This is a genomic window from Pseudomonas sp. GL-B-19 (assembly GCF_019956415.1).
GTDB lineage: Bacteria > Pseudomonadota > Gammaproteobacteria > Pseudomonadales > Pseudomonadaceae > Aquipseudomonas.
Genome location: NZ_JAHBDK010000097.1, coordinates 66,675 through 91,796, shown reverse-complemented (window position 1 = coordinate 91,796; position 25,122 = coordinate 66,675). Strand labels below are relative to the sequence as shown.

Annotated in this window: 20 protein-coding genes; 6 read left to right on the top strand and 14 right to left on the bottom strand. The window is 62.3% G+C overall.

Annotated elements, in window-relative coordinates; translation table 11 throughout:
• Positions 1-45: 45 nt before the first annotated feature.
• Positions 46-1,233, bottom strand: coding sequence for an acyl-CoA dehydrogenase family protein (locus tag KGB06_RS28360; RefSeq protein WP_223521650.1), 1,188 nt, complete (start codon positions 1,231-1,233; stop codon positions 46-48).
• Positions 1,234-1,467: 234 nt separating this feature from the next.
• Between KGB06_RS28360 and KGB06_RS28355 the strand changes: the two genes are divergently transcribed.
• The 4 genes from KGB06_RS28355 (at position 1,468) to dmpG (ending at position 5,104) form a co-directional block, all read left to right on the top strand.
• Positions 1,468-2,241, top strand: a complete 774-nt coding sequence (locus tag KGB06_RS28355; RefSeq protein ID WP_223521649.1) for a glucose 1-dehydrogenase — start codon at positions 1,468-1,470, stop codon at positions 2,239-2,241.
• A gap of 74 nt (positions 2,242-2,315) precedes the next feature.
• On the top strand, positions 2,316-3,107 hold the full coding sequence (locus tag KGB06_RS28350) for a fumarylacetoacetate hydrolase family protein (RefSeq protein WP_223521648.1): 792 nt from the start codon (positions 2,316-2,318) through the stop codon (positions 3,105-3,107).
• 31 nt (positions 3,108-3,138) lie between these two features.
• Positions 3,139-4,065 (top strand): acetaldehyde dehydrogenase (acetylating), encoded by a 927-nt coding sequence (locus tag KGB06_RS28345; RefSeq protein WP_223521644.1) that lies wholly within the window; start codon positions 3,139-3,141, stop codon positions 4,063-4,065.
• A 10-nt stretch (positions 4,066-4,075) separates the two neighbouring features.
• The gene (dmpG, locus tag KGB06_RS28340) at positions 4,076-5,104 is read left to right on the top strand and encodes a 4-hydroxy-2-oxovalerate aldolase (protein WP_223521642.1); all 1,029 of its coding nucleotides are present in this window, start codon (positions 4,076-4,078) and stop codon (positions 5,102-5,104) included.
• Between the two features lie 123 nt (positions 5,105-5,227).
• Here the strand turns inward: dmpG and KGB06_RS28335 are convergent, their stop codons facing one another.
• The 11 genes from KGB06_RS28335 to KGB06_RS28285 form a co-directional block, all read right to left on the bottom strand.
• Complete coding sequence (locus tag KGB06_RS28335) at positions 5,228-6,061, bottom strand: SDR family NAD(P)-dependent oxidoreductase (RefSeq protein ID WP_223521640.1); 834 nt, start codon at positions 6,059-6,061, stop codon at positions 5,228-5,230.
• Positions 6,062-6,072: 11 nt separating this feature from the next.
• A complete protein-coding gene (locus KGB06_RS28330; protein WP_223521638.1) occupies positions 6,073-6,840 on the bottom strand; it encodes an SDR family oxidoreductase in 768 nt (255 codons plus the stop codon).
• A gap of 335 nt (positions 6,841-7,175) precedes the next feature.
• Positions 7,176-8,411: a helix-turn-helix transcriptional regulator gene (locus KGB06_RS28325; RefSeq protein ID WP_223521636.1), complete on the bottom strand. Its 1,236-nt coding sequence runs from the start codon at positions 8,409-8,411 to the stop codon at positions 7,176-7,178.
• 147 nt (positions 8,412-8,558) lie between these two features.
• The gene (locus tag KGB06_RS28320) at positions 8,559-10,991 is read right to left on the bottom strand and encodes an efflux RND transporter permease subunit (RefSeq protein WP_223521634.1); all 2,433 of its coding nucleotides are present in this window, start codon (positions 10,989-10,991) and stop codon (positions 8,559-8,561) included.
• 14 nt (positions 10,992-11,005) lie between these two features.
• A complete protein-coding gene (locus KGB06_RS28315; RefSeq protein ID WP_223521633.1) occupies positions 11,006-11,992 on the bottom strand; it encodes a WD40/YVTN/BNR-like repeat-containing protein in 987 nt (328 codons plus the stop codon).
• Positions 11,993-12,325: 333 nt separating this feature from the next.
• The gene (locus KGB06_RS28310) at positions 12,326-13,267 is read right to left on the bottom strand and encodes an OB-fold domain-containing protein (RefSeq protein ID WP_223521632.1); all 942 of its coding nucleotides are present in this window, start codon (positions 13,265-13,267) and stop codon (positions 12,326-12,328) included.
• Between the two features lie 4 nt (positions 13,268-13,271).
• Complete coding sequence (locus tag KGB06_RS28305) at positions 13,272-14,483, bottom strand: thiolase family protein (protein WP_223521631.1); 1,212 nt, start codon at positions 14,481-14,483, stop codon at positions 13,272-13,274.
• Positions 14,484-14,576: 93 nt separating this feature from the next.
• Positions 14,577-16,244 (bottom strand): DUF1302 domain-containing protein, encoded by a 1,668-nt coding sequence (locus KGB06_RS28300; RefSeq protein WP_223521626.1) that lies wholly within the window; start codon positions 16,242-16,244, stop codon positions 14,577-14,579.
• Between the two features lie 67 nt (positions 16,245-16,311).
• Positions 16,312-17,397 (bottom strand): MBL fold metallo-hydrolase, encoded by a 1,086-nt coding sequence (locus KGB06_RS28295; RefSeq protein WP_223521624.1) that lies wholly within the window; start codon positions 17,395-17,397, stop codon positions 16,312-16,314.
• Positions 17,390-19,243 carry a long-chain-acyl-CoA synthetase gene (locus tag KGB06_RS28290; RefSeq protein ID WP_223521621.1) on the bottom strand — a complete coding sequence of 618 codons (1,854 nt, stop codon included), beginning with the start codon at positions 19,241-19,243 and terminating at the stop codon, positions 17,390-17,392. The genes KGB06_RS28295 and KGB06_RS28290 overlap by 8 nt, the downstream gene beginning before the upstream one ends.
• Positions 19,240-20,325: an alkene reductase gene (locus KGB06_RS28285; protein ID WP_223521619.1), complete on the bottom strand. Its 1,086-nt coding sequence runs from the start codon at positions 20,323-20,325 to the stop codon at positions 19,240-19,242. The genes KGB06_RS28290 and KGB06_RS28285 overlap by 4 nt, the downstream gene beginning before the upstream one ends.
• 440 nt (positions 20,326-20,765) lie before the next feature.
• Here KGB06_RS28285 and KGB06_RS28280 point away from each other — a divergent pair, with 440 nt between their 5' ends.
• Both KGB06_RS28280 and KGB06_RS28275 read left to right on the top strand, forming a co-directional pair.
• A complete protein-coding gene (locus KGB06_RS28280) occupies positions 20,766-22,094 on the top strand; it encodes a spinster family MFS transporter (RefSeq protein ID WP_223521618.1) in 1,329 nt (442 codons plus the stop codon).
• A 69-nt stretch (positions 22,095-22,163) separates the two neighbouring features.
• Positions 22,164-22,598: a nuclear transport factor 2 family protein gene (locus KGB06_RS28275; RefSeq protein ID WP_223521616.1), complete on the top strand. Its 435-nt coding sequence runs from the start codon at positions 22,164-22,166 to the stop codon at positions 22,596-22,598.
• A 179-nt stretch (positions 22,599-22,777) separates the two neighbouring features.
• Here the strand turns inward: KGB06_RS28275 and KGB06_RS28270 are convergent, their stop codons facing one another.
• Positions 22,778-23,236 (bottom strand): REP-associated tyrosine transposase, encoded by a 459-nt coding sequence (locus KGB06_RS28270; RefSeq protein WP_223521614.1) that lies wholly within the window; start codon positions 23,234-23,236, stop codon positions 22,778-22,780.
• Positions 23,237-23,649: 413 nt separating this feature from the next.
• Complete coding sequence (locus tag KGB06_RS28265) at positions 23,650-25,032, bottom strand: DUF1329 domain-containing protein (RefSeq protein ID WP_223521613.1); 1,383 nt, start codon at positions 25,030-25,032, stop codon at positions 23,650-23,652.
• Positions 25,033-25,122 lie beyond the last annotated feature (90 nt).

Genomic DNA, 25,122 nt, shown 5'->3' with positions numbered 1-25,122 from the left:
CCGGCAGGTGTAAACCCAAGGAGTCGATAAACGGACGCCATGGCCTCAGACGTAAGGGTCCGGGTTGGGCAGGCCCAGCATCACTGCGCCGTAGCTGCGCCCGTAAGCCATGTAGTTGTTGGCGATGTGCCCGCGTGCCTGGTGCAGATCGCGGAACAGCCGCGCCACCGGGTTGGTGTTGTACAAGCCCGAGGCGGCCATGCTGCGCAGCAGGTCGTTGGCCCGTTCGGCGCAGATGTTGGTCACATAGGCCGACTGGTAGCGATACAACAGGCGGGTTTCGGTATCCGGGTATTCGCCGGCGCGGGCCAGGCTCATCAGGTGCTCGTAGTTGCGCTCCAGCACCAGGCGCAGGCTGTCGACTGTGATCATCGCTTCGGCAATCGCGGTTTGCGCCACCGGATCGTCAGCGGTACGGGCGCCGTGCTTGCCGATGTGTTTGGCGGCGTTATCGCGGAACTCGTTGATCGCACCTTGCAGGGCGCCGATGGCCGAGGTCGAGACCGCGCGCGAGAACACTTGGGCGAAGGGGATCGCGTAGATCGGGTTGGTGTTGACCAGGCGCCCTGGCGTCGCTTCGAGGGTCCAGTTATTGGTGCGTTGCACGCGATGGGCCGGGACAAATACATCCTCGACCACGATGTCATGGCTACCGGTGCCGCGCAGCCCCATCACGTCCCAATTACGTTCGATCTGATAGTCGCGGCGCGGCAGCAGGAAGGTGCCGTGCTCGGTGGCCAGTTCGCCATCGGCTGGCAGGATGCCGCCCAGGAACACCCATTGGCAGTGCTCGCTGCCGCTGGAGAAACCCCAGCGCCCGCTGATGCGGTAACCGCCCTCGACCACCGTGACCTTGGCCGCCGGCATATAGGTCGAGCAGATCAGCGAGTCATGATCATCGGCCCAGACTTCGCGCTGCGCTTCGATCGGGTAACGCGCCAGTTGCCAAGGGTGAACCCCCATCACGCCGTAGATCCAGGCCGTGGACATGCAACCCTCGGCGAGGATGGTCTGGATTTCGAAGAAGGTCCGCGGATCGACTTCGTAGCCACCGAACGCCCTTGGCTGCAAAGCTCGCAGCAAACCGGCGGACTGCAACTCGGCAACGCTTTCCTGCGGCACCTTCAAGTCCTTGTCGGCCTGTGCCGTGCGTGCCTTGAGTGCGGGCACCAGGCGCCGTGCACGTTCAAGCAGATCACGTTCGTCCTGGGTCTTTTCACGCATGCTGTGCATCACTCAATTCTCCCGATCTCACTGCGCCATTGCGCAAGTTGAGATGGATCATCGGATCGAGCGAACAATCATTCATCGTCAAAGCGGACTAGGGGTTCTGTAGGACCCGGCTTGCCGGCGAAGAACGATGATGCGGTATCACAGCTACATCGCTAGTCCATTGAGACGATGCTGGCAGCAGCCGTGGCGGCGATATTAAATCCATCAACAATCGACCCCACGGAGCAAGGGCCCATGAGTATATTGCAACGTTTCCAAATGCACGGCAGCGTCGCCATTGTCACCGGCAGCGGCCGGGGTATTGGTCGGGCGATTGCCCTGGCGTATGCCGAAGCCGGCGCCGATGTGGTGTGCTCGGCGCGTTCGCTGGACGAGGTAGAGGTTGTGGCCGAAGAGGTTCGTGGCCTGGGCCGGCGCGCCCTGGCCATCGCCTGTGACGTCAACGATGCCGGGCAACGCCAGGCGCTGGTGCGTCAAAGCGTTGAGCAAATGGGCCGGATCACTCATCTTGTGAACAACGTCGGCGGTGGCGGTCCCAACGATCCGCTGACGATGACGCCCGAACAATTCGCCGAGGTGCTGACCTTCAACGTCGCCACCAGCTACGCCTTCTGCCAGTTGTGTGTGCCGCTGATGCGCGAGGCCGGTGGCGGCAACATCATCAATATCAGCTCGGTGGCGGCGCGCTATGCCCAGCGCCATTTCAGCGCCTATGGCTCCGCCAAGGCCGCCCTCAGCCATCTGACCCGCTTGCTGGCCCAGGACTTCGCACCGCAGATCCGGGTTAACGCCGTCGCCCCCGGCCCCACCCTGACCGAAGCGTTGAACGGCGTGATGCCCGCCGCCATGCGCGAGGTCATGGAAGCCAACACCCCACTCAAATGCCTGGGCACCCCACAAGACATTGCCGCCGCCGCGCTGTACCTGGCCAGCCCGGCGTCGGCCTGGGTGACCGGCAAGATCATCGATGTCGATGGCGGCGCCGACTCGTCGGTCTGGCCCGGCTGACCGACTCCTTTGGGCCCGCCCTCGATGAGCTTGGGGTGGGCCTTTTTTTCTCCCACCCATCTGGAGCCCTCGCCATGGACGCCCATTTGATCAACGCCCTCGGTGACGAACTGTTCAACGCCTTGCGCAGCCGCCAGACCCTGGCGCCCCTGACCCGCCGTTATCCGCAGATCACCCTGGAACATGCCTACCGGATTTCCCTGCACTTCCTGCAACGCCGCGAAGCCCTCGGCGAGCGGGTGATCGGCAAGAAAATCGGGGTCACCAGCCGCGCCGTGCAGGAAATGCTCGATGTCCATCAACCGGACTTCGGTTTCCTCACCGATGCCATGCAGGTCGAGGATGGCAGCGATGTCAGCCTGGCCCGCTACAACCTGATCCAGCCACGGGCCGAAGGTGAAATCGCTTTTATCCTCGGCGAAGACTTGCAAGGCCCTGGCATCAGCGCCGAGGACGTGCTGGCCGCCAGCCAATGGGTGGTGCCGTGCTTCGAGATCGTCGATTCGCGGATCGACGACTGGCAGATCCGCATCCAGGACACCGTGGCCGACAACGCGTCCTGCGGTGTGTTCGCCCTCGGCAGCCAGCGGATCGACCCGCGCTCGCTGGACCTGGCCGCCGTGCACATGCAACTGCTGAAAAACGGCCAGCCGGCAGGCTCTGGCCTGGGTTCGGCGGTGCAAGGTCATCCTTGCGCGGCAGTGGCCTGGCTGGCCAATACCCTGGGCGAGCTGGGCATCCCGTTCCGCCGTGGCGAAATCATTCTTTCCGGTGCCCTGGCGCCGCTGGTTCCAGTGGTCGCCGGCGACCGCATCAGCCTGTCCATGAGCGGGTTAGGCGAAACCAGCCTGCGCTTTGTCCCTTGATCGCCCTTCCTTCTTCAGGAGCCAAAAAAACATGAGCAAAAAGATCAAATGCGCGCTGATCGGGCCGGGCAACATCGGCACCGACCTGCTGTACAAATTGATGCGCAGCGAGGTGCTGGAACCGGTATGGATGGTCGGTATCGACGCCACCTCCGAAGGCCTGTCGCGGGCTCGCGAGCTCGGCCTGAAGACCACCGCCGATGGCGTCGACGGCCTGCTGCCCCATGTCCTCGAAGACCAGATCCAGATCGCCTTCGACGCTACCTCGGCTTATGTACACGCGCAGAACTCACGCAAGCTCAACGCCCTGGGTGTGTTGATGATCGACCTGACCCCGGCGGCCATCGGCCCGTATTGCGTGCCACCGGTCAACCTCAAGGCGCAACTGGGCCTCGGCGTGATGAACGTCAACATGGTCACCTGCGGCGGCCAGGCCACCATTCCGCTGGTGGCGGCGGTGTCCAGCGTGCAGCCGGTGGAATACGCCGAAATCATCGCCACCGCGGCGTCGAAATCGGTCGGTCCCGGCACCCGGAAAAATATCGACGAGTTCACCCGCACCACCTCCAGCGCGGTGGAAAAAGTCGGCGGCGCGAAGAAAGGCAAGGCGATCATCATCATCAACCCCGCCGAACCACCGCTGATCATGCGCGACACCGTTCATTGCCTGACCGCCAGCGAACCCGACCGGCCGGCAATCACCGCCGCCATCGAGGCGATGATCAAGCAAGTGCAGCGCTACGTGCCCGGCTACAAGCTGGTTAACGGCCCGGTGTTCGACGGCAATCGGGTGTCGATATTCATGGAAGTCGAAGGCCTGGGCGACTACCTGCCCAAGTACGCCGGCAACCTCGACATCATGACCGCCGCCGCCGCGCGCACCGCCGAGATGTTCGCCGAGGAAATCCTCAAGGGCGAACTGGTGCTGCAAGCCACCACCCAACCCGCCCACGCATAAGGAGCCGACCATGGATCTTCGCGGAAAGAGCATCACCGTTCACGACATGTGCCTGCGCGACGGCATGCACCCTAAGCGTCACCAGATCAGCCTGCAACAGATGAAAGACATCGCCTGCGGACTCGACGCGGCCGGCGTGCCGCTGATCGAAGTCACCCACGGCGACGGCCTCGGCGGTAGCTCGGTGAACTATGGCTTCCCGGCCCACACCGACGAGGAGTACCTGTCGGCGGTGATCCCGCTGATGAAAAAGGCCAAGGTTTCTGCCCTGTTGCTGCCGGGCATCGGCACCGTCGATCACCTGAAAATGGCCCACGAACTGGGGGTCAACACCATTCGCGTCGCCACCCATTGCACCGAGGCCGACGTCAGCGAACAGCACATTTCCCACGCCTGCGGCCTGGGCATGGACACCGTCGGTTTCCTGATGATGGCCCACATGAACAGCCCCGAAGGTCTGGTCAAGCAAGGTTTGCTGATGGAAAGCTACGGCGCCAACTGCATCTACCTGACCGACTCGGCGGGCTACCTGCTGCCCCACGACGTCAGTTCCCGTGTGGCGGCGATGCGCGCGGCCCTCAAGCCAGAGACCGAGATCGGTTTTCATGGCCACCACAATCTGTCGATGGGTGTGTCCAACTCCATCGCCGCGATTGCCGCCGGAGCTAACCGTATCGACGCCGCCTGCGCGGGTCTTGGTGCTGGAGCTGGCAACACACCGATGGAAGTGCTGGTGGCGGTGTGTGATCGCATGGGTATCGACACAGGTGTCAGCGTGTTCGGCATCCAGGACGTGGCCGAAGACCTTGTCGTGCCGATCATGGACTTCCCGATCCGCAGCGACCGCGATGCCCTGACCATGGGCTATGCCGGGGTCTATGGCTCGTTCCTGTTGTTCGCAAAGCGCGCCGAGAAGAAATACGGCGTGTCGGCCCGGGAGATCCTCGTTGAGATGGGTCGTCGCGGCATGGTCGGCGGCCAGGAAGACATGATCGAAGACACCGCGATGACCCTCGCCCGTCAGCGTCGGCAGGGGTAAAGACCGCACTATCCCTGTGGGAGCGAGCCTGCTCGCGATGGCGATAGACCAGTCAACATTGTTGGCGACTGGTCTACCGCCATCGCGAGCAGGCTCGCTCCCACAGGGGTCAATGGATAGGTTTTAACGCCAATCGGCGACAATCCCGTGTTCCAACGCAAACGGCTGTGCGGCGATGGTCCGGCGTTGAAACCCTGGCGCCTGTTCGGCGGTGGCCAGCCACAGCATCACGGCCGCCGGTACATGGGGTGGTGCGCTGCCGGCGCGCAGGGCGATCAGGCCTTTGTCGCCGATGGTTGCCTTGAGCGCTTCGGTAGTGACCACGCCCGGATTGAGGGTATAGGCGCGCACTCCGGCCTCGCCCAGTTCCGTGGTCAGCACCCCGGACAGTCGCGACACCGCCGCCTTGCCCGCGCCATAGGCATAACCCCAGCCACCCTTGCCCGCCGCTACCGGTGGGTCGCTTTCGCCGGCGCCGGAGGTGACGTTGATCACCACCCCGCCGCCGCGCGTCACCATGTGTTCGGTCACCGCCCGGGTCAGCAGGAACGGGGTAAGGATGTAGCCCTGGAACATCCGCTCCAGAGCCTGCACCTGCAGGTCCATGAACCCGGCGTTGAGGTCGCTGCCCTGGTAGATCGCGTTGTTGATCAGCACGTCGATGCGCCCGTATTCGGCCAGTACCGCCTGACAGGCGTTCAGGGCCGAAGCGCTGTCGAGCAGGTCCATCGGCACCACGAGCACCCGGCAACCGAGCTCGCGCAACGCCTGCGCAGTGCCGTTGAGACTGCCGGCCAGCGGCGCCCCGGCGGCGTCGCGCAGGGCATGTTCATGTTGTTCGCCCTCATTGAGGGTGCGGGCGCTGATCGCCAGGTCGAAACCGGCGCGGGCAAACGCCAGCGCCGCCTCGCGGCCGATACCCCGGCTGGCGCCGGTGATGAATGCCACTTTGTTCATGGGAGTTCCTTTTAGAAGCGCGAGGCGCGGACCATTGCGTCCATGCCACCATCGACGAACAGCACGCTGCCATGGATAAACGATGCCTGCGGCGATTGCAGGAATGCGACCACTGCGGCGATTTCCGCAGGTTTCCCCGCGCGGCCCAGTGGCGCAACGAATTCGCGGGTCGACTTGCCGAAGCGTGCATCGTCCAGTGAGGCTTGGTGCAACGGGGTTTCTACCGCGCCCGGCGCCACCACGTTCACCCGCATGCCCTGCTTGCCCCACCCCACAGCCAGGCTGCGGACGTGGTGGCTGATGGCGTATTTGGAAGCGGCATAGGCGACGTGCGGCTGGCCGAGGCTGTTGGACAGTTCCAGCGCCCGGGCCTCATCACCGGCGATCATCGCTTCGATCATCGGCTGGCCCTCGGGCCCCGAATGAGTCGCCGCCACTGAGCCGATCACCAGCGCCGCCGGTTGTTGGCCCTTGGCCAATGCCCCCTGTAGGCCGTCGAGCAACTGACTGACGCCGAAGTAATTGACCGCCAGGACCAGGCCGCAGTCTGGCGCGGTGACACCGACCCCGGCGCAACAGATCAGCCCATCGAGGACCCCGCCGCTGAGTTCAAGCACTTGCCCGATGGCGGCGTCACGTCCCTGGGCAGTGGACAGGTCGGCGATGACTTCAGCGTTGCTGCGATCGATACCGATGACCTGGTGCCCGGCGGCGCGCATGGCGGCGGATACGGCGGCACCGATTCCCGAGGCACTCCCGGTAATGGCTGTAATAGGCATTGTGATTCTCCGTGATAGGTCCGCCCAGTATCGACAGGATGATCACGGGATTGCATCGTCTGTGCGGACTATGCAGGAGCGAGCGGGCGGCGATCCGACTTGCGCGCGAACCAGGCGCTGCGGTGTATCTGCTGCACCGCGTCATCGTTCTTCGCTTTGTAGGAGCCAGGCTTGCCGGCGAACCAGACGCTGTGGTGTATCTGTCACACCGCGTTATCGTTCTTCGCGGGCAAGTCGGATCGCCGCACCGCTCGCTCCTACAGGCGAACCGGACGCCGCGGTGCATCTGTTGCACCGCGTCATCGTTCTTCGCCGGCAAGCCTGGCTCCTACAGGTCAGGCCTGGCGATAGATCGGCACGGCCAGTCGCAGTGGCGGCACCTTGATTTTTTCGGCCACCTTCAACGCCAGTTGCGGCTTGCCCAAGGCCACCACGCTGTTGAGCATGATGCGCACCAGTTCGGTCTGGCGTCGCACACCGGTCTTGGAGAAGATCGAGCGCAAGTGCGCCCGCGCGGTGTTACGCCGGATATTCAGAACCTCGGCAGCTTCCTCCAGCGACAGGCCGTTGGCCAGTTCCATGGCCAGGGCGGTTTCGGCCTTGGTCAGGTTGAACAGCTGCTTGGTCACCACTTCGCTGGCCAGGGACTTGCTCGACGCATCGCGGATGTACACCAGCGCCGCCGGCTGGCCCTTCTCTTCGGCCCAGTCCAGGGACGGAATCGATTCGACCACCACGCCAAGGTTGACCAGCCCCGAGGGCCGCGTCACCGACATGGCCTCGGCGCTTTTCGGTGCATCCGGGCAGAACGCGCCGCGAATCAGGCGTTGCAGCTCACGGTTATCACTGGGATACGTCGCCTCGAGGCGCCCGCCCACCAGTTTCAGGCCATCGGAACGGGCGAGGATTTCCTGGGCCACCGGATTGATCTGCAACACGCTGCCGCTCTCGTCAAGCACCAGAGTCGCCACCGATAACCGGCTGATGGCCTGGGAGTACAGCTCGCTCAGCGATTCGCTGCGGTCCAGCAGGTTATGCAACTGCGAGGCACGCCGCAGGTGTGGCAGGAAACTGGCGCACACCGCCCGGTCGTGGGCAGAAAAGTTGGGGGCCCGTTTGGGGCGGGTGATGCGAAAGCGCAGTTTGCCACCGTCCGGGGTGGAAATGTCGGCGCACATCACGTGATAGACATCATTGGGACCGCAGAACGCCTTGAAGTAGGCGCAGTGTTCCCATTCAGTGGAGCTCATGATGTCATCGACGGTGAACACACTGTCCAGCGGCTGGTTGGAGAAAGGCGAATTGGTTTGCGGGTAAGTCATGTAGCAGACATCACCGGCACCTTCGATGTCGCCGACAATGATCATCACGCCCGTATCGGGTTGATCTGGCACCCGCAGGATCAAGGTGACGTAGTTGGCATCGTAGAGTTTGAGAAAGCTTCTGAGGGCATGGGCCATCAGTTTCGGATCGAGGGCACCTTCGTAGATTTCGCCCACCAACTGGTTGTAGCGCGTGAGGTCGAGGCCAAGGCTGGCCAGGGCTTCATGGGTCAAAACACCATTTTGCATAGTCTTATCTCGCTCGGGTAAGGACTGCGCCCTTCCCTTGTTATTTTTATAGTTTCGGCTGGGGGAACCCATCGCCCCCCCCTCTCGACTGCTACTTTCCTGCCAGTTTCCCTAGCGCCTGCGGACTCCACAATAGGTCCGACAGGTTTATTTTTCGCTACCGGGATCACGCGCCGCCGGGCTGTTTTTCAGGCGGAACTGCCCTTGTGCTGGCGCCGGCTGGCGCACCCGATCTGCGACCAACGGTCGACCGCGATTGAACCAGGCTGCCAACGCCGGGAGGAGGAAAATCGCCCCCAGTACGTTGACCAGAAACATGAACGACAGCAATACACCCATGTCAGCCTGAAACTTCAGCGGTGCGAACGCCCAGGTGCAGACGCCAATGGACATGGTCACGGCCGTGAATACCGCAGCCGTACCGCGTTGGCACATGGCCTGGTAGAACGCCTCTCGCAGATTGGATCCGCGCAGCATTTCGTGCTGGATACGTTCGTACAGGTAAATGCCGTAGTCGACGCCCACCCCCACCCCCAGCGCCATCACCGGCAAGGTGGCGACCTTCAGGCCGATCCCGAGCATGGTCATCAGTGCGTTGCACAGAATCGCGACAATCGCCAGCGGCACCAGAATGCACAGCACCGCGCGGATCGACAAGAAAGTCAGCCAGCAAAACAATGCCACCGATCCGAATAGTGCCCCGAGCATGATCACTTCGGCACGCTTGACCGCCTCGTTGGAGGCCGCCATCACCCCCACGTTGCCACCGGCCAGGAGGAATTCGACTTGCGGCGAGCTGACTTCGACAATGATCCGCCTGGCTTCAGCAATTGCATGGCTGACGGTGCTGCCTTCGTGGTCGGCAAGGAACACCAGGATCTGCATCTGCTGGCAGCCGTCGGTGACCAGGCCGTCATCCGGCATATAGGCCCGCGCGCCCTGACTCAGGCCACGAGGTGATCCCGGAATCGCCGCCCAGCGCGGATTGCCTTCGTTGTTGCCAGCGATCACCCGCTTGCCCATGTCCGCCACGCTCTGAATCGACTGCACACCCGAGACCGTGCGCATGCGGAAATCGAAGGCTTCCACCGCGCGCATCACCGCAGGCGACAAGCAACCTTCTTCGACACCCTTGACCTGGACGAACACCGACATCACATCCAGCCCGATGGAGTAGCTGCTGATGATCCTGGCGTTGTCCTGGTTGTAGCGCGAATCGGCCCGCAGCTCCGGCGCGCCCGCGCCGATATCACCCACTGCCAGGTCGCGAGCCTTGTAGGCCCCGGCCAACAGCAGCAACAGGCTGATGGCAAACACCCCCAGGGCCGGCCCCGGTTCGGCAAGCGCCGACAAGCGCCACCACAGGCGGTGCTTGCCTGCGGGTCTGGATTGCGCCCGACGCAATAACCCAGGCTCCAGCTGCAGGTAGGAAATGATGACCGGCAACATCAATTTGTTGGTGATGATCATCAACATCACGCCGATGCACGCGGTCACCCCCAGTTCGTGGACGATGGGAATGTCGATCAGCATGATCACCGCGAACCCCAGGGCGTTCATCAGCAAGGCCAGGGAACCGGGGATGAAGATTTTGCAGAACGCCGAGCGCGCTGCCTCCTTCGACGTGTTACCGGCCAGCACGTCTTGCTTCCAGGCGTTGGTCATCTGCACCGCATGGGACACGCCGATGGAGAAGATCAGGAACGGCACCAGGATCGACATCGGATCGATGCCCAAGCCCAACAGCGGCAACAGGCCCAGCAACCAGACCACCGGCAGCAATGCGACCACCAGCGCCACCACCGTCAGGCGCAGGGACCGCGAATACAGCCACAGCAGCAACCCGGTGATCACGAAGGCCACGACAAAGAAGCCGATCACCGTGTTTAACCCTTCAACCACATCCCCCACCAGTTTGGCGAAGCCTACGATGTTGATGTCGATATCGGGACTGTTGTACTTGGCGCGGATGTCTTCGAGGCTCTTGGCGATGTCGACATAGGACACCGGCTGGCCGGTTTTCGGGTCGGTGTCCTGCAGGTCGGCGCGGACCATGGCCGATTTCAGGTCGTTGGCCACCAGGCGACCGACCTGCCCGGAGGCTGCCGTGTTGCTGCGCACCTGCGCCAGGTCCTCGGGGGTGCCGCTAAAGCGCGGTGGCACCACCACGTCGCCAAAGAAACCTTCCTCGGTAATTTCGATGTAGCGCACGTTGGCGGTAAACAGCGACGTCACGCTGGGACGGCTGACTCCAGATATGAAAAACACGTCGTCGGTAACTTTACGCAGGGTCTCGAGGTACTCGGCGTTATAGATATCACCCTCGCCTTTCCAGCGTACGCTGACCAGGAAGCGGTTGGCGCCGGTGAAGTAGCGGCTGAACTTGAGAAAATTGATCATGTATTCATGACGCACGGGGATCTGTTTGTTGAACCCCGGATCCAGTTGCGTGTGGGTGGCGCTGTAGCCAAGGCCCAGCGTCACCAGAACAAACAGCAACAGCAGTCCCTTGCGCCAGGCCATCAAGTGGTCCGCACACGTTTCGACGCAGCGCGTCACCCAGTGTTTACCTTGATTCATTGCCTGCCTCTCATTTACTGGGTGGCCTGTGTGGCCATTAAGGCAGCGACGCTGCCAGCTGAACCCTGCAATACCCCGCGCTCGCCACCCACCAGCAGACGCGGGCCAACCATCGTCGCCGAGGTCAACGTACCGAGCCCGGCCAGGCGTCCGACGCCGACCAACGCGCCCTGTGCATCCAGACGCACCACCGAGCTGCCGGCACCGACGATCACCAGCCCCGAGTTATCGGGCAGCAATACATGGCCATACAAAGGCAGTTGGTTACCCACGTTGATCCGGGTCCAGCTGTCGCCGAAGTCATGGCTGACGAAAACATGCCCGCGCATGCCGTAGGTCACCCAGTTATCCGCGCTCAGGCGCACGATGCCGAACAGCGAGCCGCTGTAGAACGCCGGCAAGGTCTGCCAGTGCTGACCGGCGTCGGCCGTACGCAATACCAGGCCCTGCTCGCCCACAAGCATGCGGTGGCCATCGTCGCCGCCGGCCATGCTGTTCAAGTGTGCGTTGTCGATGTCCAGGGCCTGCGGAGACCAGGTCTGCCCGGCATCAACGGATTGATAGAACTTACCGAAGCTGCCGAAAGCCAAGACACTGTCGCCACCGCCAGTCCAGATGCCCAGCAGCGGTTCGCCCAAATCGCTGTCGTGGCGCATTTCCTGCCAACTGCTGCCTGAGTCCACGGAACGCAGAATCCAGCCGTCATGCCCGACGGCCAGCAAACGCCTGTCGTCCAGCGCCACCACGGCAGTCAGGGTGGCGTTACGTTGCGTGCCGACTGCGGCTGGCTGCCAGCTGACGCCCTGATCATCACTGAGCAGGATGCTGCCCCGTTCGCCCACGGCTATCACCCGTGAGCCAAGATTGAGCAGGCCGTTGATCTGCACCCGATCCGGACGCGTGGCCAACAGCTCCACTTGCGGCGGGGATTTTGGGGAAAAGGTGTAGCCAATGGTCAGGGCGACCACCAGGCAAACCGCGTAGCCGATCACCGAGCGCATGAGGAGCGCTCCTGTTCGGGGTACACGTGCATAGGGCTAGTCATAAGGCCGATCCTCTTGTTTTTGTCACGCACCAGGCATGCGAGGCAATCGAGATGGGCGTTGCCTCTGGGGGAATAGTCGGCGCAAGGCTTGGGAGGCACATCGTCCAAATGGCTTATTTAATGGCGTGAATGGCACGGGACGGGTTGTTGTGTACGGCGCAGGCGATTGTGGGAGCGAGCCTGCTCGCGATAAGGCCATGCCAGTCGCCATCCAGGCCGACTGATCTACCGCTTTCGCGAGCAGGCTCGCTCCCACAGGACCTCACCCGTTCAGTGGTTTGGGTGGCGATCAGGCCATGTACAGGATCACCAGGTCGTTGATCACCGACGGCCTATCCTGGCCCACCACATGAATGTTGAGTTCCAGGGTCAGCTGGGTGCCACGGGTCAGGATTTCGACTTTTTTCACCCGCGCCCGCGAATGGATGCGCGAACCGGCCGGTACCGGCGCCGGGAAGCGCAGGCGATCGGAGCCGTAGTTGATCTGAGTGGTGAAACCGCTGATTTCGAAGCCCAGCGCCAGTTTCATCCGCGACTGCAGCACCTGCACCAGCGCACCATGGGCAATGGTGCCGCCGAACGGACTTTGCAGGCGCGCCTTCTCCGGATCGGTATGAATCCAGTAATCGTCACCCGACAACCGGGCAAAGTCGTCGATCAGTGCCTGGTCGACCACCACCACGTTGCTCCAGTCGCTGTACTGCTCGCTGACCAGGGACTGCAAGGCCGGCCCATCGTTGAGGTCGATCTGCCGCGCGGGCGGTTGCTCCGGCGCCGGTTCGCTGTCCTGCGCGGGCAGCGGCTCAAGGCCCGCCGCATCCTTGTCCACCCCGGTGAAGCGCAGCAGGCGGGTGCCCTTGGCGTCGACTTCGGCGAACACCGGCTGCAAGGACATGCCGATCTCGATTTCGTTTTCCTCAAGGCCGACCAGGTTGGTGTTGATGCGCACCCCTTCGGCCAGTTCGACCACAGCCAGTTTCTGCGGCATCTCATCCATGAAGTCGGGCAAGGTCGCAATGCGCGTCACGGTGTAGCTGTACAGCGTCGCGGCACCGTCGACTTCGCGCCAGGCCAGGTCATGTTCCAGGCACACCGGGCAATGCCGGCGCGGGTAGAAGTTCCAGTGCGCACAGGCGTTGCATTGCTGGATCAACAGGCGGCGAGCCTTCAGGCCCTCCCAGAAGGGCGCGGAGATCTGCGTCGCGACCGGCATCGGTTTGTTGTTGGACATGTGCTTATGCTCCCTGAAGTATCAATGCGCCCTGCTCACTCATCACGCCGCCGGTGCCGGAGACGTAGACGCTGTCGCAGCGGCCCAGTTGGCGTTCACCGGCGGTGCCGGCGATTTGCATCACCGCTTCGATCACCTGGCTCATGCCACCGGCCGAGGCCGACTGGCCGAAGCTCAGCTGCCCACCATGGGTGTTCATCGGGAAATTGCCACGCCAGGTCAGGTCGTGTTCACGCACGAACGCCATGCCCTCGCCCTTGCCGCAGAAACCGGCATCTTCCAGGGTCAACAAGGTGGTGATGGTGTAACAGTCGTAGATCTGCGCGGCATCGACGTCTTTGGGCTTGAGTCCGGCCATGGCAAAGGCCCGCTTGGAGGCCGGACCGATAGGCGTGTGCAGCATGTCCTCGGCATAGGACGGCGACTTGAATGCCAGGTGTTCGCCAAACCCGGTAATGAACGCTGGGCGCTTGCGGGACCGCGCCGCCACTTCCTTGTTGGTGATGATCAACGCGGCGCCACCGGCCACCGGCATGACGATTTCCAGGACATGCAACGGGTCGGCGACCATTTTGCTCGCCAGCACTTGCTCGATGGTCAATGGTTGGCCATAGAACATCGCTTGCGGGTTGGCCAGGGCGTTGGTGCGCTGGTCGACGGCGATCTTGGCCATCGCTCGCTGGTCATAGTCGTACTGTGCGGCATAACGCTGGGCGATCATGGCGTAGCCGGTGTTCTGGCCCATGTGCCCGTAAGGCAAGTCGAACTCGGCTTCGGGCGCGCCGAATGCCGTGCTGTGCCCGCCAAAGCGCATGGATCGGGCCATCCAGCCAGGATCCTCGTCGGGGCCCAACGGCGCCATGCGTGCGGGGATGACGCAAAGCACTGCCTGGCACAACCCCAGTTCGATGGCGGCGGCGGCGCGCCACACCATGCCCACCGACGTACAGCCGCCCAGGTCCACCACTTCGGCAAAGTTCAGCCGCAAGCCCAGGTACTCGGCGGCCATCGCCGGTACGAACACCGAAGCTTCATGAAAAAGAGGGCCGTTGATCACCAACCCGTCGAGGTCCGAGGCTTTGAGCCCGGCATCGCGCAGCGCCTGGGCCGCCAGGTCGGCGACTTGCTCCAGGTGAAACATCTTGGGTGCGGTCGAATACTTCTCCGGTTTGTATTGTGCGCTGCCAACAATGGCTGCATGCCCTTTGAGTCCCATAGTGCCTCCATGCCGAAGCGTTACGCTGCGGCCATTTCCAGGTTTTGATGAAGGTTCGGGCGCAGCAAGGCGACCCGGACCTTGAGTGGTCGATCAGAAGGTGTACTTCATCGAGAACGTGGCGTAGTCACGGTCGGCGAACGGACGCTTGATCGGGTCGGCTTCACCCAGGTAGGAGATGTATTTCAAACCGAGTTCGAGGTTGCCCAGATACTTGAAGGTTGTGCCCGCGCTCAGGCGTCGGTCACCGGCGACGCCGGAAATGCTTCCGGCCATGGGCGTGGAGCCGCTGAAGACGTTGGAGAAGCTGAAGGGGACTTCCAGATCCCAGCCTTGGAAAACTCCCGGATAACTGAACGATGCTCCCACGGTGTAGGCGCTGGAAGACTTGGTGCGAAAGCCCGTGGCTGTGCTGAAGGTAAAGTCATCGGAAGACGCCACTAGAGGTTTTAGGGAGGGCAACAGGTTCACGCCTTGCAGGTTGGGCGCCGCCGAAGTGGATTCGACGCTGTCGACCTGCACGCGGATGATTTCGGCAGTCAGGGCGGTCTGGCTGGCCCAGGGACGGTCCCCCAGGATACGGATCGCCGACATCTGCATTTGCTGGCCCTTGCCCTTGGCCGGCACCGCGCCAAGGCCGGTATTGACCATCACCGGCGCACCGTCGCGGTACGACCATTCGGCGCCGACCTGGGTGTCGCCGATCTTGGTCGAGGCGCTGATGCCGGTCAGCTTGATGTCTTCGAAGTACTTGATCCGGTAACCATTGATGGCGAAGGCGTTGAGACCACCGCCCACTGGAAGCGGGTCGTAGCCGACCAGGGCAGTGGCCGGGTTCTTGTCGTGGTAGTTGACGTGAAACAGCGACAGCTCGAGGGCCGGTACCGGGCGGTAGCGCACCTGCACGCCCCACTGGCCGCCATCACTCGGTTCGTCGGTACCGAGGTAGGGAACCTTGCGGCCGTTGGCGTAGAGAAACTCGCGCCCCGGCCCCACCACGTCAGTGCCCGACAGGTAGCTGCCCACCGGCGGCAGTTCAGTGCCCTTCCATTCGTACTGCACGTATGCACCGAAGGTGAGCTGGGGGTTCAGTCGGAACGAGCCGGAGAACTGGCCCACCGGCAAGAGTATTTCCTTGACCTCGACACCCGGCTGGTTCGCTTTTACCGCATCAGACGGGTTTTGTACGCCGTTCACACCCGGGTAGAACAAACTCTCGCCCCAGGATTCGATGTGCCGCCCGGCCTTGACGTCCAGCATGGTGTCGTTGTCAAAGCGCCAGCCGCTGAACGCATAGACATCCAGCAGTTTGCTGCGACCGCCGCTGTAATAGCGGGTGTCACTGGTGAACTCGTCGTTGCTGCCGTTTTTGTTCACGGTGGCGGGCGAATCGTTATCGTTGTTGCGGTGGTAGACGTCGTCATAAAAGGTACTGCCGCGCACCACGGCGCCGTAGTTGTCCTTGCGCAGGATCATTTCCGCCAGCGCGCCCACGCGGTTGGTGGTCAGGCTGCCACTGTCGAAGTTACGGTTGGCATCGTCGGCGTTGATCGTCAGCAAGCGATCGCTCTGACTGCCAGTGCGCACACCGATGCCGTAGCTGGTGGTCACCGACCAATCCATGGTCGCGCCGTTGTCGAACTCGATCGTGTCACCGGCCCAAACGGGTGTGGACACCAGCGCAATGGCTGCCGCCAGGCTGCTGACCTGAAATGCGCGCGAACCAATGACCGTAGAGTTATTGTTGTTTTTGTTGATCACACTGATTCTCCTCAATGACAACCGGCTGGCTGCCTGGAATGTTCAACACTGCTGCCGTGCCGTCCGCTCAAAACACCTTGAGCGGTGTAACAGCGCACGCTCCCCTTACAGCACGCCGGTAGCGATATCGCCCCCGGTCCTCTTCCCGCTCCAGCGACCCTTCGGCCACCAGGTAGTTGGCGTGGGCCAACGTTTCGCCAAGCGCCATCAGTTCGTCGAAGCGACCCGACAGCTTGGGAAACAAGACGGCCATCAGTTCGAGCACAGTGCGCGGCTCGTCACAGCTGGCCAGCATCAACGCCAGATGCCCGCGGTGATGGGCCTCCAGCTGATCCAGGCGCTGATGCAAATTGAAGAACGGCCGCTCGTGCGCCGGCAGCACCAGCACGCTGTCGGGCAAGCTGCGCAAATGCTCGATGGAATCGAGCCAGTCGCGCAGTGGGTTGGCTAACGGCTCCGTGGCATGCACACCGACGGTGGAGGTGATGCGCGGCAGCACCTGGTCGCCGGAAATCAGCAAGCCGTCATCGGCGGCATACAGACAGGCATGTTCCGGCGAGTGACCGCGCCCGATGACCACCTGCCAGGTGCGGCCACCAATGTGCAGCTGGCTGCCCTCATGCAAGCGGCGGTAATGGTTCAATGGTGCAGGCAGAAAATGCGCGTTGCTCATCACCGCAAACATCTCGGCACTCTGCTCGTCGCTGACGCCGGCCTTGCGGTAGAAATCGAGAAAGTCCCAGCCCGGCGGCTGATCGCCGGGAAACCTGACATGCAACGACTGGAACTCGCTGGCGGTCATGTACACCGGGCAGTGAAAACGCTCCGAAAGCCACGCGGCCACACCGGCATGGTCAGAGTGAAAATGGGTGCAGACCACCGCCAGCAGCGGCAGCCCGGCACACACTTCATTCAGCACCCGGTCCCAGACCTCGCGGGTCTGTTCGGTATTCATGCCAGTGTCCACCACCACCCAGCCATCGGTGTGGCGCAGCAGATAGAGGTTGATGTGGTCCAGGCGAAACGGCAGCGGCATACGCAGCCACCACACACCCGGTGCCACTTCGCGCACCTGACCGGAATCGGGTGCCTGCGGCCAGGGATAACGCAGGCCGCTGCGAAGTTCGTGACCGTTGTCGTCGAGATCAGCCATGGTCGGCCACCGCGAAAGGCGCCAGCCCGGCCTGCGTCAGCGTCTCCAGCGAATAAGGCACATAGGTGCGGGCCTGATCGTCGCGAATGAACAGTGGATCCCTGCACAGACTCGGGCAATAACCCTGGCGTTGCAGGTCGACCTTGCGCAGTTTGAAGCTGGCCGTCAGGTCCGCCGACTGAGTGACCCGCACAAACACCGGCGCCGCATAACGCGGCAGGCGTGCTTCGGCCAAGGCGTACAGGGCGTCCGGATCGAATGCCTGGCCTGCCTGCATGAGCACGGCGGCCATGCCGGCGCGTCCTTCCTGGCCCGGCACATGAACGCCGTAGATGTTGATCAGTTCAAGACCCGACAGATCGCTCAGGGCGTCGGCCACTTCTTGGGTCGAGACGTTCTCGCTCTTCCAGCGATAGGTATCGCCGATGCGGTCGACGAAGTAGCAGTAGCCGTCGGCGTCCTCGCGCAGCAAGTCGCCGGAACTCCAATAGGCATCGCCCTCGCGCAGTACATTGCGGCGAATCTTGCTCTCGGTGGCCTCTGCTGAGGTGTAGCCCTCGAAACGCCCGCCGCCAATCTCCGGGTGATCGACAATGAAGCCCATGGCCTCGCCAATCTCGCCCACTTTGCAGACTTGATAAAAACCGTTTTCGTCCCGTGGGTGGCAGTCGTTTTCAACGTCGTAACGCACCAGCCGCAGGTTGGTCTTGTTCCAGTCGGGCACGCGTCCGCAGGAGCCGAAATAGTTGTCGACGTTGATCACCGCGGCATTGGCCTCGGTGGCGCCCCAGCCCTCGAACACCTGGATCGGACCGAAGCGCTCCAGCCAGCGTTGCCAGGAATCGGGCGACAAACCGGCGCCGAGCATGCAGCGCAGGCTGTGCTCACGTTCGCCTGCTTGCACCGGCTGATTGAGCAGATAGCGGCAGATCTCGCCGATGTACTGGAAGATGCTGATCTGATGCCGTGCCACGTCCTTCCAGAACTCGCGCACGCTGAATTTGCGGCGCACCACGATGGCAGCACCGGCGCGCAGCGCGGTTGAGGTCACCGAGGTGGCCGCGGCGCCGTGGTACAGCGGCAGACAGCAATAGAAGACATCTTCGCAAGTGGCTTGCAGGGTGGCTTCCATCACATCGCCCGACGACATCCAGCGCATGTGGCTATAGCGCGCCGCCTTGGGCAAGCCGGTGGTACCCGAGGTAAAGATCAGCAGGGTTGGGGTCTGCGCATCGATGTGCGCGCGGATATCCCGGGGAAACGGCGTGCGCGGGGCTTTTTCCAGACGCGCAGCGAAATGCCCGTCAATGCCCTTGGGCAGGGCTCCCGACCAGGGATTTTCCGCGTCGCGCAGCAGCCAGCACGGCAGGTCTGGAAAGCCTTCGGTGGCCTGCACATTGGCCAGGCACTCTTCGCCGATCACCAACGCCTTGGCCGCGGTGACTTGCAACGCATGCAGCAACGGTCGACCGCTGACCTGAGTGTTGATGAAGGCCACTACCACTCCAAGCTTGACCAGGCCGAACCAGGTGCAGAAAAACGCCGGGCGGTTCTCCATGGCCAGGGCGCAGACATCGCCGGCGCGCAGGCCATTGGCATAAAAGGTGTGGGCCATCTGATTGGCCCGTGCATCGACCTCGAAGTAGCTCAGGGTCTGCTCGCCATAAATCAGGAACGTACGCTCACCTTGCTCGCTCGCTTGTTGTTCCAGGCGGTCGGCCAGGGTGTAGAGGTCGCCCGGTTTGATCAGCCCGGCGGCGACCGAGCGCTGGTCGAGCAGCGCCTGGGTCTGCTCCCGTGGTACCGGGCGGGTCGGCAGGACGCGGGTCAAGTCGTTGAGGTTCATTGCGCCACCTCCTGCGTATTCTCTTGATAGGCGCAGTAATCCGAGTAACCAGCCGGGCCCGGCGTATACAGCGTCTTGCGGTTGAAGCCACTCAGCGGCAGGCCACGCTTCAAGCGCTCCACCAGATCGGGGTTGGCGATAAAGTGACGGCCAAATGACACAGCAGCCCCCTCGCCCGATGCGAGAGCGGCACTGGCCGAAGGGCCGTCGAAACCATCGTTGAGAATCAAGGCATGGGGGCTGTGCCGACGCGCCAGGGCAAAGGCATCGAGGTCTGCCAGCGGCGAACGCATGATGTGCAGGTAAGCCAGACCCAACGGCGCCACGGCTTCACACAAGGCGGCTGCCGTGGCAGCCGGATCGTGGTCGTCGATGTCGTTGTAGGGATTTCCCGGACACAGGCGAAAGCCGACACGTCCGGCGCCAATCGCACTGGCCATAGCCTCGATCACTTCCTTGGCAAAACGCACCCGCCCGGTCACATCGCCGCCGTAAGCATCGCTGCGCTGATTGCTGCCAGAGGCCATGAATTGCATCGGCAGATAACCGCTGGTGCAGTGCAGCTCTACACCGTCGAAGCCGGCCTGGCGTGCATTCAATGCGGCCTGGCGATAGTCTTCGATGACATCGCCGATACCTTGCAAGGTCAGGGCCTGTGGTTCTTCAGTGTCCACCAGGCCGGCAGCGTCGCTGAACACTTGCGTGCGTGCACGCAATGCCGATGGAGCCACCGTGGCCGCCCCCGCCGGTTTGTTGTGCTGGCTGGCGGCGCGGCCGACATGCATCAGCTGCAGGACGATGCGCCCGCCCTCGGCATGCACCGCCTCGGTGACCCGCTGCCAGCCGACGATCTGCTCGTCGCTGTAGATAGCCGGGGTGCGACAATAGCCCAGGCCGCTGGCGGACGGCGCAGTGCCCTCGGCCACGATCAACCCGGCACCGGCACGCTGGCGATAGTATTCGACCATATCGCCGCCGGGTACTGCATCGGCAAGGGCGCGGCTGCGAGTCATGGGGGCCATGACGATGCGGTTGGCCAGTTGCAGTTCGCCCAGGGCGACCGGCTCAAACAAGACGCTCATTTCAATTCCTCAGCTTCTTATTGTTTCAGGCTGTCGCAGGGCTTGCCGTAGCTTGGGCAAGCGCTGATATGCCAGCGGATATGGGCTGAATGATTGACCGTGAGCACGAGCGAAACATCGTCCGACAAGACTAGGTCGGCTATCGACAGGTCGATCCCGGTACCGCATCGTTTGTACCCACATGGGGCTTGCCGGCGAATGGGACGCCTCGGCGCATCGGACACACCGCTTGTGGGAGCCAGGCTTGCCGGCGAACGGGACGCCGCGGTGCATCGGACACACCGCGTCATCGTTCTTCGCGGGCAAGCCTCGCTCCTACATGAGCAGACCGTGTACGGCGGTTTGTCCGGGGGACGAAAAAATGGTCTGAATGGACGATGAGAAAAAACCGTGACACGCCGAGCATCGCGTCAACTAGAAAAAAACCGGGAGCACCCGCAGTGAACCAATCCACCCCCGTGACATGGCGAACGCACTACGCGCTTTTCGTGCTCGCCAGCATCTATGTGTTCAACTACATCGACCGCCAGTTGATGGCGATCCTGATCGAACCGGTGAAGCTCGAATTCGGCATTTCCGATACCGGCATCGGTCTGCTTTCGGGGGTGACCTTCGCGGTGTTCTATACCGTGTTCGGCTTCCCGCTGGGGCGCCTGTCGGACCGCATCGGGCGCAAACCGGTAATCGCTTTCAGCTGCATCGCCTGGAGCCTGATGACCGTGCTCTGCGGCATGGCCGGCAACTTTCTGACCCTGGTGCTGGCGCGGATCGGTGTGGCGGTTGGTGAAGCCGGCGGCACGGCGCCGTCGGTGGCCATGGTCTCGGATTTGTACCCGGCGAACCGCCGATCCACTGCTCTGTCGGTTCTGATGCTCGGTTCCAGCCTTGGGGCAATTGTTGGTCTGGGCCTGGGCGGCTGGATCGCCCAGCACCATGGCTGGCGCTACGCTTTCCTGCTGATCGGCGCCCCCGGTATTTTCCTCGGCCTGCTTCTGCTGCTGACCGTGCGGGCGCCCAAGCGCGTAGCACCGCTGGGTAACGTCGCGGCACAACAGGATGGCTGGCTTAAGACCCTGGTCGAGCTGTTTCGCATGCCTTCGTTCCTGTGGCTGGTACTTACCGGCGGCGCGGCGGCGATTGCCGGTTACGCCATCGGCACCTGGAGCCCGAGCTTCCTGATCCGCTCCCACGGCCTCAACCTGCAAGAGGCGGGGTTCCTGGTGGGCGTGGTGGGCGGCACCGGGTCGACCATCGGCACCCTGGTCTGCGGCATGCTCACCGACCGCATGGCGCGGCGCGATGTTGGCTGGCAAATCGGCGTGCCGCTGCTGGGAACGCTGATCAGCATTCCCTTTGCCCTGGCTTACTTCCTCTGGCCCCAAGGCACGGCGTTCCATATCGGCAGCATCGCTGTGCCGCAAGCGTTCCTGTTCTACAGCGCTTTCGGCTTCTTCGGCGTCTGGTGGGCAACACCTTGCCTGAGCGCCATTACCCACCTGTTCCCGGCCACACGACTGGCCCAGGCCACGGCGATTTTCGTGATGTCCATGACCCTCTTGGGTGTCGGTGTCGGGCCACTGTTGGTGGGCATGCTCAGCGACTTCTTCGTGCCGACCCTGGGCAGTGAATCCCTACGCTATGCCCTTGCTTCGTCAGTGTCATTGCTGGTGCTGGCCAGCGTGTTCCTGACCCTGGCGCTGCCACGTTACCGCCAACAGATGAAGCACCCCGCCCCGCTCCTCACGCCGGTCCAGGCCGCCACTGCCTGACCTGCTTTCCCGCAACACCGCGCCGCTGCAACCTTGTCAGGTTCCAGCGGCTTTTTAATGAGGATCACCATGAGTACCAACGCCGTACACATCTGCAACCTGCTCTACCGCTACGCCGAATGCCTGGACGGCGGTCAATTGGTCGAGGCCGCAGAGCTGTTCCGTCATGCCCGCATCAAGGTACAAAACCAGGAGATCTTCCTTGATCACGCTGCCCTGCTGGGGATCTGGCAGCAACGAATCAAGATCTACCCCTGCGGTACACCCCGTACCCGACACCTCATCAGCAACCCCATCATCGACATCAACGAAACAGCGGGAACGGCGACGGTGCGCTCCTGCTACACCGTGCTTCAGGCCACCGACACCCTGCCCCTGCAACCCATCGCTGCCGGGCGCTACGTTGATGAGTTCGAGCGTGTCGACGGGGTCTGGCGATTCAGCTTTCGTGACTACTCGCACCTGGACATGATCGGGGACTTGAGGTGGCATTTGTTGGCGTAGGAGCCAGGCTTGCCGGCGAAGAACGATGACGCGGTGCAACAGGTACACCGCAGCGCCTGGTTCGCCTGTAGGAGCGTGGCTTGCCCGCGAAGAACGATGACGCGGTATTACAGATACACCGCAGCGCCTGATTCGCCGGCAAGCCTGGCTCCTACAGGACGGTGTTCGCTGCAATCGGTTCATAACCACACCGCATCCCATAACGGATTGTCGCCAATTTTTCTCACCAACCCCGCCCGCAACGGATTGGCCACGATATAGCGGGCCACCGCCTGCAGGTCTTCTTCCCTGCGGATGGCTCGGTCATGAAAACCATGCTGCCAGAGTGATCCATTGCGCCCGATCGAGCGATTCAACGCGAGCGAAATGCGTGATTTTGTCCTCGCCATTACGTAGGAGAGCGTGCAATCCCCAAGTTCGATCAGCCAATGAAGATGATCCGGCATGACAACCCAAGCCAGCGATATGGCGAACGCCTCTTCCTGAGCTTTCCTCAACGCATCAACCACCAGACGACCCTGTGCAAACTCTGTAAATACGGGGTCGCGGTTCTGGACAACAGTGGTGACCAGATAAACCTGTCCCGGCGCTGAATAGCGACCGGTACGCAGTCGATGTGCATGACGAATGTTTGGCATGGGTGATCCTCCTTGATCATGGCGCTGTCAGTTCAGGCTAGAACGCTGGAGGAGGATTGACGGTGAAATGTTGTTCCCGATGTGTCTGTGGAGATCTGTTTGCTTTCGTAGGAGCGAGCGGGCGGCGATCTACTTGCCCGCGAAGAACGATAACGCGGTGCGACAGATGCACCGTAGCGTCTGGTTCGCGGGCAAGTCGGATCGCCGCCCGCTCGCTCCTACAGGCGAAGAACGATGACGCGGTATTTCAGATACACCGCGGCGCCTGGTTCGCCGGCAAGCCTGGCTCCTACAAAGCGAAGAACGATAACGCGGTGCAGCAGGTACACCGCCGTGTCCGGTTCACGGGGTCGTGAATAAAAAAAGCCCCACCGGATACCGATGGGGCTTTTGTTAATGCAACGACCTCGGTCTTAGCGCCCGATAGCCCGCGCCGCATCCGCGGTGTATTGGTCCGGAGTGAATTTTCCTTCGTTGAGGATCGGACCTTTCTTCGACTCGTTGGTCATGCCGTAGCCGGTGTACTGGCCGGAGTTCAAGTCCATGAAGAACTGCGAACCGGCCTGCCAGCCGCTCATGTCAGGGTGGTAGTAATAGTTGACCATGGCGTATTTCCACAGTTGCCCACGGGCGTCGTAGTTGTCAGCCATGACGGCGTTCCAGGTGTCTTCGTCGATAAACAGCACGCGCTTGCCGTAGACATGGCGATAGCCTTCCTTCAAGTCGGCTTCCAGCACCCACACGCGACGCAACTCATAACGCATCAAATCGGGATTGGGATGGTTGGGCGTCAGCATGTCGGCGTGCTTGACGGTCCCGGCGTTGGGCTTGAAGGCGTTGGCCGGGCTGTAGATCTCGCGCTTGCCGATGAGTTTCCAGGTGAAGCGCTCCGGCGAGCCGTTGAACAAGCGGTCCTCGTCAACGGTCATGGTGCCGTTGGTGCCGATCATCGGCTGATCGTAACCATACCCCGGCAGTTGCCGCACACGTCGGGTCGACGGGCTGTAGGACCAGGCCTGACGCGACTCGACGGCGAAGTTGTAGGGTTCATGGGAAATACTGAGTGTGCCGTTGTCGCGGGCCGGCTTGAGGGTCATGTTGTTACTCATGGCCTGAACCTTGCCATCCGTAGTGGGTTCGACGGTTGGCGAGTTGGCCTGCGACAGGTTACGTGCATAGGCACGCCCCCAGCCGATGCTGCCATTGGGCAGGACCGAAGCCAGGTCGCTGGTTTTTTCCTCGGTGTAGGCACGGGCCGGTAGTTGATGGTTCCACAGCAGCTCCATGCCGTTCTTTGGAATCGGGAACGGCACCTGGCCCAATCCTTCGAAACCTGCACCGTCGTTGACCAGCTTCGCGTGCAGCGCGTTGTCCATCGCACGACGGCAGACGTAATCGGGGTAGCGGAAATCCCGATGGCCTGGGTAAATGTTCATCTTGTAGGTGGTCGGGTACTTCTTCAGCAGGGCCTTCTGCCCTTCGGTCAGGTGCGACTCGTACTGGCTCATGTTCTGCGCGGTAATCACCAGGATTGGCTTCTCCGCAGCATAGGGATCAACCGGCTGGTCGCCGGAAAACTTAACATGATTCCAGCCCGGCACTTCGCCCAGGTACTTGCCGGTGTACGGCGGAATGGTGCCCTCGGCGTTACCGGCTTGCTCGGCGCCGACACAGGTCAGCTCCTTGCCCAGTTTGGCGGCTTCCTGAGGTGACACCGCGGCGTGCGCATAACCCATCAGCCCGCTATTGGCTGTGACTGCGACCGCGAGCATGAGACCTGTTCTTGTTATTTTCATGTAATGCCTCCTTCGCTGATAAGGCTTTGTGATTTAGACCCATTGTTCGTGTTCTGCCGGCCCCTGCATCGTCCGGAAAGACTAAGGAAG

What these genes read in the sequence shown, in the direction of transcription:
- KGB06_RS28335 (WP_223521640.1), bottom strand. Translation starts at nt 6,061, where the DNA reads ATGAACAAAGTGGCATTCATCACCGGCGCCAGCCGGGGTATCGGCCGC.
- KGB06_RS28315 (WP_223521633.1), bottom strand. Translation starts at nt 11,992, where the DNA reads ATGCGCTCGGTGATCGGCTACGCGGTTTGCCTGGTGGTCGCCCTGACC.
- dmpG (WP_223521642.1), top strand. Translation starts at nt 4,076, where the DNA reads ATGGATCTTCGCGGAAAGAGCATCACCGTTCACGACATGTGCCTGCGC.
- KGB06_RS28345 (WP_223521644.1), top strand. Translation starts at nt 3,139, where the DNA reads ATGAGCAAAAAGATCAAATGCGCGCTGATCGGGCCGGGCAACATCGGC.
- KGB06_RS28305 (WP_223521631.1), bottom strand. Translation starts at nt 14,483, where the DNA reads ATGGGACTCAAAGGGCATGCAGCCATTGTTGGCAGCGCACAATACAAA.
- KGB06_RS28325 (WP_223521636.1), bottom strand. Translation starts at nt 8,411, where the DNA reads ATGCAAAATGGTGTTTTGACCCATGAAGCCCTGGCCAGCCTTGGCCTC.
- KGB06_RS28330 (WP_223521638.1), bottom strand. Translation starts at nt 6,840, where the DNA reads ATGCCTATTACAGCCATTACCGGGAGTGCCTCGGGAATCGGTGCCGCC.
- KGB06_RS28270 (WP_223521614.1), bottom strand. Translation starts at nt 23,236, where the DNA reads ATGCCAAACATTCGTCATGCACATCGACTGCGTACCGGTCGCTATTCA.
- KGB06_RS28275 (WP_223521616.1), top strand. Translation starts at nt 22,164, where the DNA reads ATGAGTACCAACGCCGTACACATCTGCAACCTGCTCTACCGCTACGCC.
- KGB06_RS28310 (WP_223521632.1), bottom strand. Translation starts at nt 13,267, where the DNA reads ATGTCCAACAACAAACCGATGCCGGTCGCGACGCAGATCTCCGCGCCC.
- KGB06_RS28290 (WP_223521621.1), bottom strand. Translation starts at nt 19,243, where the DNA reads ATGAACCTCAACGACTTGACCCGCGTCCTGCCGACCCGCCCGGTACCA.
- KGB06_RS28355 (WP_223521649.1), top strand. Translation starts at nt 1,468, where the DNA reads ATGAGTATATTGCAACGTTTCCAAATGCACGGCAGCGTCGCCATTGTC.
- KGB06_RS28285 (WP_223521619.1), bottom strand. Translation starts at nt 20,325, where the DNA reads ATGAGCGTCTTGTTTGAGCCGGTCGCCCTGGGCGAACTGCAACTGGCC.
- KGB06_RS28360 (WP_223521650.1), bottom strand. Translation starts at nt 1,233, where the DNA reads ATGCACAGCATGCGTGAAAAGACCCAGGACGAACGTGATCTGCTTGAA.
- KGB06_RS28295 (WP_223521624.1), bottom strand. Translation starts at nt 17,397, where the DNA reads ATGGCTGATCTCGACGACAACGGTCACGAACTTCGCAGCGGCCTGCGT.
- KGB06_RS28320 (WP_223521634.1), bottom strand. Translation starts at nt 10,991, where the DNA reads ATGAATCAAGGTAAACACTGGGTGACGCGCTGCGTCGAAACGTGTGCG.
- KGB06_RS28265 (WP_223521613.1), bottom strand. Translation starts at nt 25,032, where the DNA reads ATGAAAATAACAAGAACAGGTCTCATGCTCGCGGTCGCAGTCACAGCC.
- KGB06_RS28350 (WP_223521648.1), top strand. Translation starts at nt 2,316, where the DNA reads ATGGACGCCCATTTGATCAACGCCCTCGGTGACGAACTGTTCAACGCC.